Source organism: Rhodoferax sp. GW821-FHT10B06 (assembly GCF_059415605.1).
The window spans coordinates 62,738-74,162 of the sequence record NZ_JBWKNO010000021.1 but is presented as its reverse complement, the minus strand read 5'-3'; the positions used below and the strand labels follow the sequence as shown (position 1 = coordinate 74,162).

Here is an 11,425-nt window from a genome sequence, read left to right as displayed (position 1 = left end):
ATACAGTGGCGTGGCATACCTCATCTACCGTAAACCCGGTAGTCTGGCCCGCCGGGATGCCCCCGGCGCCTACGCCTTCGAAACCCCGGCCCACGGCCAGCGCCTGGCCCGCAACCAGCTCCATGCCTTGGACGTTGCCCGCCAGCTCTACACAGGGGCTGGCACCGTACGCAGCTTCGCTCCTGGCACCCACTTCGTGCTCAGCGGCCAGGCTGATTTATCCACCCTGTTGGAAGAACCGTCTGAGGACGAACGCCGCCATACCCTGCTGCGTGTCGTCCACCTGGCGCACAACAACCTCAGTGCCGAGCTGCGTGCCGCAGTAGACCAGCGCTTGGCAGGCGAGCAGGACGGCGCTTCGGGGATAACTGCAAAATCAAGTGCCAAATCGGCCGCTGGCGTAGGTAATACAAGCGCAAGAAGCTATCTATTCAATAGCATTCAAGAGGTCTTGAAAGACACATTGGTCGGCCACTCCGGTAGCGACAAGCCCCTGTACCGCAACCGCGTAGACGCCATACGCAACACCACTCCCTACCGGGGCTCGCAGGTTGACGGTAACGGCCAGCTACTCCACCCCAAGCCCAGCGTCTACGGCCAGCAAACCGCCATCGTGGTGGGCCCAACCGGGCAGGTGGTCTACACCGACCGCGACCACCGCGTCAAAGTCCAATTCCACTGGCAGCGTGATGCAGCTGGCCAATACGGCAGCCACAGCCACCAAGGGGGGACGTTCGCCAGGCCTTAGCGCCAGCTACACTTCCGCCCCACCGCACCGCGTGGCCCTTCCCCTGGAAACGCATGGAGTTTTTCACCCTATCTTTGTTGAACGGCCTGGCCTATGGGCTGATGTTGTTCATGCTCAGCGCGGGATTGACGCTGGTTTTCAGCATGATGGGGGTGCTGAATTTGGCCCATGCCAGCTTTTACATGCTGGGGGCCTACATAGCCTACAGCTTGACGCAGTGGCTTGGCTTCTGGACTGCCTTGGTGTTGGCTCCGGCTGCCGTGGGCTTGCTGGGTGCGGGGTTTGAAAAGTTCGTGCTGCGCCGCATGCATGCCCATGGGCATATAGCCGAAATGCTGGTGACATTCGGGTTGAATACGGTGCTGATTGAACTGGTGCAGCTGGTCTGGGGCAGGGGGCCGGTGGACTACCGCATTCCAACCCAATTGGCGGGGCCGTTGTTCTATGTGTGGGGCACGCCGTTTCCGGCTTACCGCGGTTTCATGGTGTTGGTGGCTCTGGCCATGTTGGGTGGGCTGTGGCTGCTGCTGTCGCGTACCCGGATTGGCCTGGTGGTGCAGGCCGCGCTGACGCACCCGAGTGCGGTGCAGGCCTTGGGGCATAACGTGCCACGGGTGTTCATGGGGGTGTTTGCCGGCGGTGCTGCGCTGGCCGGCTTGGCGGGTGTGGTGGGAGGCAACGCTTTTGTGACCGAGCCGGGCATGGCTGCCACCGTGGGCTCCGTTGTATTTGTGGTCGTGGTGGTGGGCGGCATGGGGTCTTTGAAGGGGGCCTTTCTGGCGTCTTTGCTGGTGGGCATGCTGCAAACCTTGGCGGTGGGCGTCGATACCCCGGTACTCGGATGGCTGGTCGCCCCAGGCACCTGGGGCGATGCCTTGTGGCGCATCAAGGTCAGCCAGATCGCGCCACTGTTGCCCTACTTATTGCTGGTGATCGTTTTGGTGGCCAGACCGCAAGGACTGTGGGGGCGGCGTGCTGACTAAGGCTATGGTCTGGGGTGGTGCGGCGACGCTTATGCTGGTGGCGCCATGGGTGTTCCACAGCAGCCTGGGCCAAAGTTTGCTGACGCAGATGGGCATCGCCACCATCGTCTGCCTCAGCTACAACATTTTGCTGGGGCAGGGTGGCATGCTGAGCTTTGGCCACGCGGTCTACGCGGGGCTGGGCGCGTTTGCCGCCATGCATGTGCTGAACCTGGCACTGCTACCGGTCAGCCTGGTGCCCTTGGTAGGTGGCGTGGTCGGGGCCATGCTGGCCTTGCTGCTGGGCTGGATGAGTGCGCAGCGTTCTGCCACCACGTTTGCTATGGTGACGCTAGGCCTGGGCGAGCTGGTGGCGGCGATGGCGTGGTTGTTCCCAGTGGTCTTTGGCGGCGAATCGGGCCTGGCCGGCAACCGCGTGCAGGGCGCAATGCCCTTGGGCATCAGCTTCGGCCCGCTAATCCAGGTGTACTACCTGGTGGCTGCCTATACCGGCGTTTGCACGGCGTTGATGTACTTCTTTACCCTGACCCCCCTGGGCCGCATGCTGAACGCCGTGCGCGACAACGCGGAGCGCGCCGAATTTGTAGGCTACAACGCCCGCCGTGTGCGCTTCATGGCGGTGGTGGTGGCGGGTTTTTTCGCAGGTATTTCCGGCGGCTTGGCGGCCTTGCACTTTGAGATAGTGACGGCCGACGTGCTGGGAAGCCAGCGCTCGGGGGCCTACCTATTGTTCACGGTGCTGGGCGGCACGGGGTTCTTTTGGGGGCCGATCATTGGCGCGGTACTGATGGTGCTGTGTTTTGTGTTGTTGAGTACCGTGACCAAGGCCTGGCTGCTGTACCTGGGCTTGATGTTTCTGGCCATCGTGATTGTGGCACCGGGGGGTATCGCCAGTGTGTTGGTGGCGCACCGGCTGCAGTGGCGCCGGTGGCCGCGTTATGTGGCTTTGACCCTGTGTGCAGCGATGGCCTTCGCGGGCTTTTCCATGCTGGTAGAGATGGCCTACCAGCTGCAACTGCAGTCTTCGCTGGGGCCGGAGTTGCACTGGATGGGGCTGCGGCTGGACGCTAGCCGCTGGACCTGTTGGCTGGGCGCGGTACTGGTATTGCTGGCGGGCGGCGGCATGTTCATGGGGGCGCGCCGGATATGACGGCACCTGTGCCAGCACTGGAGCTGCAAGGCCTGCGTAAGAGCTTTGGCCCGGTAGACATCATCCGGGGTGCTAGCCTGGCCGTGGCGGCGGGCGAGCGGGTGGCGCTGATCGGCCCCAACGGTGCGGGCAAGTCCACCCTGTTCAACCTCATCAGCGGCAAGCATGCGCCAGACAGCGGCCGTGTCGTGCTGCAAGGCCAGGCCATACAAGGCAAAACACCTTTCCAGATCTACCGGGCGGGCCTGTCGCGCAGCTTCCAGGTCAGCAACGTATTCGAACGGCTCAGCGTGTTTGAAAACCTGCGTTGCAGCGTGTTGTGGAGCCTGGGCTATGGCTACAGTTTTTGGCGTCGTTTGTCGGGCCTGAAGGATGCCAATGCCCTGGCAGAGCATTGCATGGCCCAGGTGCAGCTGAGCGCCAAACGTGATGTGTTGGCTGGCGAACTGGGTTATGCCGAGCAGCGCGCGCTGGAACTGGGCATCACCATCGTCGGCGGTGCCCACACTGTTCTGCTGGACGAACCTACGGCCGGCATGGGGGCCAGCGAAAGCGCCCATTTCGTGCAGCTGATACGCGACGTGACCCAGGGTAAAACGCTATTAATTGTGGAGCACGATATGCAGGTGGTATATGCGCTGGCAGACAAAATAGCGGTGATGGTGGCAGGGCAGATCATTGCCTGCGACACCCCTGCTGCCATACGCGCTAACCCGCAAGTGCAAGCTGTTTATCTGGGGGCCTCCGCCTGATGCTGCAGATACGCCAGCTCCACGCCTACTACGGCCGCAGCCATGTGCTGCAGGGGCTGTCGTTCGACCTGCGGCCCGGCGAAATCGTTGCCCTGCTGGGGCGCAATGGCGCAGGCCGGTCCACCACGGCCAAGGCGCTGATGGGCTTGGTCCGCGCAGAAGGCTCGGCGCTTTGGATGGGGCAGGAACTGCTGGGGCTGCAGCCGTTTCAGATTGCGCAGCGTGGCCTGGGCTATGTTGCCGAAAGCCGCGACATCTTTCCGCGGCTGAGCGTGCAGCAGAACCTGTTGCTGGGCCAGAAGTCCGCCGGCCCCAAGGGCCCGTGGGATCTGGATGGCATCTACCAGATGTTTCCCCCGCTCAAAATGCGCCAGCACGCACCCGGCGGCGTGCTGTCTGGCGGTGAACAGCAGATGCTGGCCCTGGGGCGTACCCTGGTGGGCAACCCGCAGCTGCTGCTGGTAGACGAGCCGACTGAAGGCCTGGCGCCGCAGCTGGTGGCGCACATGGCCGCCACCCTGCAGCAGTTGCGCAGCCAGGGCATGGCGATTTTGTTGGTGGAGCAAAAACTGCCCATTGCCCTGGACATTGCCGACCGCGTATTGCTGATGGGGCGGGGGCGCATCGTGTTCGAGGGTACGCCGCAGCAGTTGCGTGAGGACGATGCCTTGCGTCAGGAATGGCTGGAAGTGTGAAATGCCTGCTGCAAGCCAGACATCAATTGATAAATAACTTTATGCGTGGGTGCTACCGTAGTTCGCACAAGAGAAACTACGGAGTGAGCTTTGAACACACAGCGCCGCAATGGCTTACCATTTTTGATTACCTGCGCCACCGTTGTCGCATTGACTTCCTGCGGAGGCGGTAGCAGCGATGACACCACCGCATACACGCTGGCCGGTACAGTCAGCGGCTTGACGACCAGCGGCCTGGTGCTGGCCAATGGCTCGTCCACCCTGGCGGTGGCCTCGGGTGCCACCAGTTTCACGTTCAGCGACAGCATGACGGGCAGCTATGACGTCAGCGTGGCGACGCAGCCCGACGGGCAGACCTGCGTGGTCAGCAATGGCAGCGGTAGCGGTGGCAGCAATGTGTCTAGCGTGGTGGTCACCTGCCGTGGCTATGTGGCCTTTACCAGCAACTGGTACAGCGGTAGCCTGGGCGAATTCAGCGTGGGCAGTACCGGGGCCTTGGCAGCGCAGTCAACGGCCACGCTGTCCACCAACACTTACCTGCCGTCCAGCATCAGCACCAGTGCCGATGGCAAGTTTGCCTACGTCAGCTTTCAGAACAACAAGGCCATCGGCGTCTACAGCATCTCGGCCAGCACCGGGGCCTTGAGCCTGGTGGGCACTGGTAGCGCCGATAGCGCAGGGTACGGCCTGGCTATCAGCCCAGACAGCAAATACCTGTACGTCGCCAACTACGGCAGCGCCACGGTGTCACAGTTCACCATCGGCTCCACCGGCGCCCTGACCGCCATGTCCACACCTAGCGTGGCTGCGGGGGTGAACCCCTACGCGGTGGCGGTCAGCCCCGATGGCCTGTACGCCTATGTGGTCAACGCCAGTGGCAACAGCGTGTCGCAGTACAGCATTGGCAGCACTGGTGCGCTGACGGCCTTGTCGCCCGCCACGGTCAGCCTGAGCTCGGTGGGCACCACGCCGCTGGCGATTGCCATTGCGCCAGACAGCAACTACTTGTACGTGACCCTATCGGACAGCGCCAAACTGGCCCAGTTCAGCATTGGCAGCAGCGGCTTGTTGACGGCCTTGTCACCCGCCAGCGTTAGCACCGGCACCTCGCCCAGCGGCATCGTCGTCAGCCCTGGCGGGCGCTATGCCTATGTGGCGAATTCGGGCGACAACACGGTGTCCCAGTACAGCATCTCCAGCGGCAAGCTGACTGCCATGGCTACCCCCACCGTGGCTACCGGCACCGGCCCCAGCGGAATTGCCGTGTCGCCCAGCGGCAGCTTTGTGTATGCGGCCAACTACAACGACGCCACGGTTACATCGTTCAGCGTAGGGTCCAGCGGCGCATTGACCTCGCTGGGGACTGCATCCACCAACGGCTCGGGGCCCAGCAGTATCTCGGTGCGCTAGTAAAACTGTCCCGACTGGGACAAACCAGTGCATGCGCCGACATGCACGGGGCCTAGAATTTAAATCGCACGATCGTTCGATTTAAACCTGAGGTTCCTCCATGGCGGCGCAATACCAAATTCACGGCGACATTGCCGTAATCACCCTCAACAACCCACCGGTCAACGGCCTAGGCCTGGCAACCCGCCGCGCCGTGACCGACGGCCTGGCCCAGGCGAATGCCGATGAGGCCGTCAAGGCCATCGTGCTGACCGGCGCCGGCAAGGCGTTTTCCGGCGGGGCCGACATCAAGGAATTCGATACCCCTGAAGCCATGCGCGAACCGAATCTGCTGAGCATGATTCTGGCCATCGAAAATTCGGCCAAGCCTGTCGTCGCGGCCATCCATTCGGTGTGCATGGGCGGTGGGCTGGAGACGGCTTTGGGCTGCCATTACCGCGTCGCCGCGCCGGGTTGCAACGTGGCCTTGCCAGAGGTCAAACTGGGCCTGATCCCCGGCGCTGGTGGCACACAGCGCTTGCCGCGCGTGCTGGGTGTGGAGGCTGCGCTGAACATGATCGTCAGAGGCGAGCCGGTAAAGAGCGAATTGCTGGCCTCGCTGCCCGGCCAAAAGCTGTTTGACAAGCTGGCCGCATCCGTCGAATCGCTGCTTGAGGAAGTGCTGGTTTTTGCCCGCTCCATTGCCGACGTGCGCCCCTTGCCGCTGGTGCGCAACCTCAAGTGCAAGCACCCGCAGGGCGACGCTTATTTCCAGTTCGCCCGCAACATGGTCAAGGGCATGGCGAAGAACTACCCGGCGCCGCTGAAGTGCGTGGACGCGGTCGAGGCCGCCACCAAGCAGAAGTTCGACGCCGGCATGGCCTTCGAGCTCAGCACCTTCTTGAACCTGATGTGGACGCCCGAGAGCCGGGCTTTGCGGCATATCTTCGCCGCCGAGCGTGCAGCATCCAAAATACCTGACGTGCCCGCAGATACTGCGCAACGCGCTATCAACAGCGTCGCCATCATCGGCGCCGGCACCATGGGCGGCGGAATTGCCATGAACTTCCTGAACGCCGGCATTCCGGTCAAGCTGCTGGAAGCCAAGCCCGAGGCGCTGGAGCGCGGCCTGGCCACCATCCGCAAGAACTACGAAGCCCAGGTGGCCAAGGGCAAGCTGAAGCAGGACAAGCTGGACCAGCGCATGGGCTTGCTCAGCACCACGCTGAGCTACGACGACCTGGGGGATGCCGACATGGTGATCGAAGCTGTGTTCGAAGACATGGGTGTCAAGAAAGCTGTGTTCCAAGAACTCGACCGCGTGATGAAGCCCGGCGCCATCCTGGCGTCGAACACCTCCACGCTGGACCTGGACCGGATCGCCAGCTTCACTCAGCGCCCGCAGGACGTGGTGGGCACGCATTTCTTCAGCCCGGCGAACGTGATGAAGCTGCTGGAAGTGGTGCGCGGCAAGGCCACGGCCAAGGACGTGCTGGCCACGGTGATGGCGCTCGGCAAAAAGATCAAGAAGACGGCTGTGGTCTCCGGCGTGTGCGACGGTTTCATCGGCAACCGCATGGTCGAGCAGTACGGCCGCCAGGCCGGCTTTCTGCTGGACGAGGGCTGCACGCCGGCCCAGGTGGACAAGGCCATGGAGAAGTTCGGCATGGCCATGGGCCCGTTCCGCATGAGCGATCTGGCCGGCAACGACATAGGCTGGGCCATACGCAAGCGCCGCTATGTGGAGCAGCCCGGCATGCGCTACAGCAAGACGGCCGATCTGCTGTGCGAACTGGGCCGCTTCGGCCAGAAGACCGGCGCCGGCTGGTACGACTACCAGGCCGGCAAGCGCGACGCGGTGCCGAGTGCACTGGTGGAAAAGATGGTGGCGGACCACCGGGCCTCGCTGGGCATCACGCCGCGCAAGATCAGCGACGAAGAAATCGTCCAGCGCCTGGTGTATTCCATGGTCAACGAGGCCGCGCACATCCTGGAGGAGGGCATTGCCTCCAAGGCCAGTGACATCGACATGGTGTACCTCACCGGCTATGGCTTCCCCATTTACCGCGGCGGCCCCATGCACTACGCGAACGAAGTGGGCCTTTTCAACGTGGTCCAGGCCATGCAGCGCTTTGCGCAGAACCCGCTGGACGATGCCGCGTTCTGGACGCCCGCGCCGCTCTTGGTCCGCCTCGCTGCTGACGGCAAAACCTTCAATTAAGGAATACAGAACATGACCGCCGCCGTAATCGTCTCTACCGCCCGCACCCCTCTGGCCAAAAGCTGGAAGGGCTCCTTCAACATGACCCATGGCGCCACCCTGGGCGGCCACGCGGTGCAGCACGCCATCCAGCGCGCTGGCATCGAGGCGGCCGAAGTCGATGACGTGATCATCGGCTGCGCCACGCCGGAAGGCGCGACCGGCGCCAACATCGCGCGCCAGATTGCCTTGCGCGCCGGCTGCCCGGTGACGACATCCGGCGTCACGGTGAACCGCTTCTGCTCGTCCGGCCTGCAGACCATTGCCATGGCGGCCCAGCGCATCATTGCCAACGAAGGCGATGTGTACGTGGCCGGCGGCGTGGAAAGCATTTCCTGCGTACAGCAGGAGATGAACATCCACATGCTGAACGACCCCTGGCTGGTGAAAAACAAGCCCGAGATCTACTGGAACATGCTGCAGACCGCCGAGCAGGTGGCGCAGCGCTACAACATCAGCCGCGAGCAGATGGACGAATACGGTGCAGCCAGCCAGCAAAAGGCCGTGGCAGCCCTGGCGGCCGGCCTGTTCACCGCCGAAATAGCGCCCATCACCGTGACCATGGGCGTGGCCGACAAGGTGCGCGGCCTGATCACCAAAGAAGTGACGGTGAGCCAGGACGAAGGCATACGCGACGGCACGACCAAGGAAGGCATTGCCGGCCTGCGCTCGGCCTTGCCCGGCGGCCTGATTTCGGCCGGCAACGCCAGCCAGTTTTCTGACGGCGGCGGCGCTGTCGTGGTGATGAACGAAACCCTGGCGAGCCAGCGCGGCCTGCAGCCGTTGGGCCGCTTCCTCGGTTTTGCAGTGGCCGGCTGCGAGCCGGACGAAATGGGCATAGGCCCGGTGTTCGCCATCCCCAAGGTGCTGAAGCGCCTGGGCCTGAAGGTGGAAGACATCGACCTGTGGGAGCTGAACGAAGCCTTCGCCGTGCAGGTGATCTACTGCCGCGACAAGCTGGGCATTCCGGCCGACAAGCTGAATGTGAACGGCGGCGCGATTGCAGTCGGCCACCCGTATGGCGTGAGCGGCCAGCGCCTCACCGGCCACGCGCTGATCGAGGGCAAGCGCCGCGGCGCCAAGCGGGTGTGCGTCACCATGTGTATAGGTGGTGGCATGGGCGCAGCCGGGGTGTTTGAGGTTTTGTAGGCTGCATTGCTATTGAATATATAGCTGCTAGCGCAGGTGGTGTCTGCGCTAGCGGCCTATTTCTTTTAAATGCTCGGGCGCCGGTTCCGCTTGGGCTGCGGGCCATAATCCCGGCATGGAACTCCACCAACTCCGAGCGCTGTTGGCCGTGGCGCGCAGCGGCCAGCTCGTCAGGGCGGCCGACCAGTTGCACCTGACCCAGTCCGCGCTGTCCAAACAAATCAAGAGCCTGGAAGACGAACTGGGCGTGCTGCTGTTTGCCCGCACACCCACCGGCATGGTGCTGACCGGAGCCGGGCGGCGCCTGCTGCCACTGGCCACGCAAACCGTGGACTCGGTACAGGAAATGGCGGCGCTTGCCGCCTCCATGCGCGGCACGGTGGCCGGCGGGCTGCGCATGGGCACCATCATCGATCCGGACTCCATCCGCCTCGGGGCTTTGCTCACGGCCCTGCTGCAGTATTACCCGCAGGTGGATGTGTCGCTGCAGCACGGCATCTCGGGCGGGGTCCTGCAAATGCTCCGAGACGGAGAGGTGGACGCCTGCTTCTACCTGGGGCCGCTGAAGGACACCGACATCGCCGTGCGCCAACTGCTGCTGGAGCATTACGTGGTCATCGGGCCGGCCGCCTGGGCTGAGCGCTTGCACACGGCAGGCTGGGAGGAACTGGCCGCCATGCCCTGGCTGGCCTCGCCGACCGGCAGCTCGCAGTATGGCGTGGTGACCCAGATGTTTGCGGAGCGCGGCCTGAGCTATCGCACCGTGGTGCAGGCCGACCAGGAGGCATCGATTCTGGAGCTGGTACAGGCCGGCGTGGCCCTGGGTTTGATGCGCGAGCGCACCCTGGCCCCGGCGCTGGAGACCGGACAGGTCGTGGCCTGGCAGGGCGCGCGCCTGGCTTGCCCGCTGTCGCTGCTGTATCGGCGGTCACAAGAGGAATCCGCCACGCTGCAAGCTTTGCTGGCAACCATCGATATGGTGTGGCCGGGGGACGGTATCAGCGCTTAGGTGCTTCGATCACGATAGCGCGAAAGTCGTTCACATTGGTCAGCGTGGGGCCAGTGATGACCGAGTCGCCCAGCGCCTGAAAAAAGCCATGGCCGTCGTTGCGGTCCAGGCTGGCCCTGGGGTTGATGCCCTGGGCCCAGGCGCGCTCCAGGGTGTCCGGCGCCAGGGTGGCACCGGCGATTTCTTCCACACCGTCCACACCGTCGGTATCGCCCGCAATTGCATGCACGCCGGGCAGGCCGTCCAACCCCACCGCCAGGGACAGTAGAAACTCCACATTGCGCCCGCCACGGCCGTTGCCGCGCAGGGTGACCGTGGTTTCACCGCCCGACAACAGCACGCAGGGTGTCTGGAATGGCTGGCCGTGCAGCACGACCTGCCGGGCGATGCCGGCCATGGCCTTGCCCAGGTCGCGCGCCTCGCCCTCCAGGCTATCGCCCAGGATGTAGGGCGTGTAGCCGGCCGCCCGCGCCACCTGGGCGGCGGCCTCCAGGGCGATCTGCGGGGCGGTGATGGTGCGGGTGACGTTGGCGTCCAGCCGGGCATCGCCGGGCTTGATGCTTTCGCCCTGGCCGCTTTCCAAAAGCGTGCGCGCCGCGGGTGGCAAGGCAATCTGGTAGCGGGTGATGATGGCCAGCGCATCCGCACAGCTGCTGGCATCCGCCACCGTGGGGCCAGAGGCGATATTGCTGGGCGCATCACCTGGCACGTCGGATATCAGCAGGGTGTGCACGCGCGCCGGGTAGCAGGCGGCGGCCAGCCGACCGCCCTTGATGGCTGACAGATGCCGGCGTACGCAGTTCATTTCGGAGATGCTGGCGCCGCATTCCAGCAGCGCGCTGTTCACGGCCTGTTTGTCGGCCAGCGTCAGCCCAGCGCCCGGCTCCACAAGCAGCGCCGAGCCGCCACCTGATACCAGGGCGATGACCAGGTCGTCGGCGTTCAGGCCCGTCACCAGCTGGCGTATGCGCTGGGTGGCCAGCGCACCGGCCGCGTCGGGTACCGGATGGGCGGCTTCGACAATCTCTATGCGCTGGCAGGGCACGGCATAGCCGTAGCGGGTGATGACCAGGCCCTCCAGCGGGCCGTCCCAATGCGCTTCCAGGCTTTGCGCCATGGCCGCCGAGGCCTTGCCTGCACCGATCACGATGGTCCGGCCCTTGGGGCGTGCAGGTAAATGCGGCGGCAGGCACAGCGCGGGCTGTGCGGCGGCGATGGCGGCGTCAAACAGGCTGCGCAGCAGAGCGCGGTGGTCGGCGGAAGAAGGCGTCACGGGGAGGTTTCCTTTCC

10 protein-coding genes are annotated in these 11,425 nt (G+C 64.2%); 9 read left to right on the top strand and 1 reads right to left on the bottom strand.

The window, feature by feature from the left end:
• Window positions 1-10: 10 nt before the first annotated feature.
• The 9 genes from AC07O2_RS23360 to AC07O2_RS23320 all read left to right on the top strand — a co-directional run bounded on the left by AC07O2_RS23360 (window position 11) and on the right by AC07O2_RS23320 (window position 10,135).
• Entirely contained in the window at window positions 11-748 is a 738-nt protein-coding gene (locus tag AC07O2_RS23360) for a contractile injection system protein, VgrG/Pvc8 family (RefSeq protein WP_495234597.1), read from the top strand.
• A 53-nt stretch (window positions 749-801) separates the two neighbouring features.
• Window positions 802-1,731 (top strand): branched-chain amino acid ABC transporter permease, encoded by a 930-nt coding sequence (locus tag AC07O2_RS23355; RefSeq protein ID WP_495234596.1) that lies wholly within the window; start codon window positions 802-804, stop codon window positions 1,729-1,731.
• Entirely contained in the window at window positions 1,721-2,881 is a 1,161-nt protein-coding gene (locus AC07O2_RS23350; protein WP_495234595.1) for a branched-chain amino acid ABC transporter permease, read from the top strand. Before AC07O2_RS23355 ends, AC07O2_RS23350 begins: the two co-directional genes overlap by 11 nt.
• Window positions 2,878-3,633, top strand: coding sequence for an ABC transporter ATP-binding protein (locus tag AC07O2_RS23345; protein ID WP_495234594.1), 756 nt, complete (start codon window positions 2,878-2,880; stop codon window positions 3,631-3,633). The genes AC07O2_RS23350 and AC07O2_RS23345 overlap by 4 nt, the downstream gene beginning before the upstream one ends.
• Window positions 3,633-4,328 (top strand): ABC transporter ATP-binding protein, encoded by a 696-nt coding sequence (locus AC07O2_RS23340; RefSeq protein ID WP_495234593.1) that lies wholly within the window; start codon window positions 3,633-3,635, stop codon window positions 4,326-4,328. The genes AC07O2_RS23345 and AC07O2_RS23340 overlap by 1 nt, the downstream gene beginning before the upstream one ends.
• Before the next feature lie 90 nt (window positions 4,329-4,418).
• A complete protein-coding gene (locus tag AC07O2_RS23335) occupies window positions 4,419-5,738 on the top strand; it encodes a lactonase family protein (RefSeq protein ID WP_495234592.1) in 1,320 nt (439 codons plus the stop codon).
• A gap of 100 nt (window positions 5,739-5,838) precedes the next feature.
• Entirely contained in the window at window positions 5,839-7,938 is a 2,100-nt protein-coding gene (locus tag AC07O2_RS23330; RefSeq protein WP_495234591.1) for a 3-hydroxyacyl-CoA dehydrogenase NAD-binding domain-containing protein, read from the top strand.
• 12 nt (window positions 7,939-7,950) lie between these two features.
• Window positions 7,951-9,126: an acetyl-CoA C-acyltransferase gene (locus AC07O2_RS23325; RefSeq protein ID WP_495234590.1), complete on the top strand. Its 1,176-nt coding sequence runs from the start codon at window positions 7,951-7,953 to the stop codon at window positions 9,124-9,126.
• Between the two features lie 115 nt (window positions 9,127-9,241).
• Window positions 9,242-10,135, top strand: coding sequence for a LysR family transcriptional regulator (locus AC07O2_RS23320; protein WP_495234589.1), 894 nt, complete (start codon window positions 9,242-9,244; stop codon window positions 10,133-10,135).
• Here AC07O2_RS23320 and AC07O2_RS23315 read toward each other — a convergent pair.
• Entirely contained in the window at window positions 10,125-11,408 is a 1,284-nt protein-coding gene (locus AC07O2_RS23315; protein WP_495234588.1) for a glycerate kinase type-2 family protein, read from the bottom strand. The two genes, AC07O2_RS23320 and AC07O2_RS23315, sit on opposite strands and share 11 nt — an antisense overlap.
• Window positions 11,409-11,425 lie beyond the last annotated feature (17 nt).

What these genes read in the sequence shown, in the direction of transcription:
- AC07O2_RS23325 (WP_495234590.1), top strand. Translation starts at nt 7,951, where the DNA reads ATGACCGCCGCCGTAATCGTCTCTACCGCCCGCACCCCTCTGGCCAAA.
- AC07O2_RS23345 (WP_495234594.1), top strand. Translation starts at nt 2,878, where the DNA reads ATGACGGCACCTGTGCCAGCACTGGAGCTGCAAGGCCTGCGTAAGAGC.
- AC07O2_RS23320 (WP_495234589.1), top strand. Translation starts at nt 9,242, where the DNA reads ATGGAACTCCACCAACTCCGAGCGCTGTTGGCCGTGGCGCGCAGCGGC.
- AC07O2_RS23330 (WP_495234591.1), top strand. Translation starts at nt 5,839, where the DNA reads ATGGCGGCGCAATACCAAATTCACGGCGACATTGCCGTAATCACCCTC.
- AC07O2_RS23340 (WP_495234593.1), top strand. Translation starts at nt 3,633, where the DNA reads ATGCTGCAGATACGCCAGCTCCACGCCTACTACGGCCGCAGCCATGTG.
- AC07O2_RS23355 (WP_495234596.1), top strand. Translation starts at nt 802, where the DNA reads ATGGAGTTTTTCACCCTATCTTTGTTGAACGGCCTGGCCTATGGGCTG.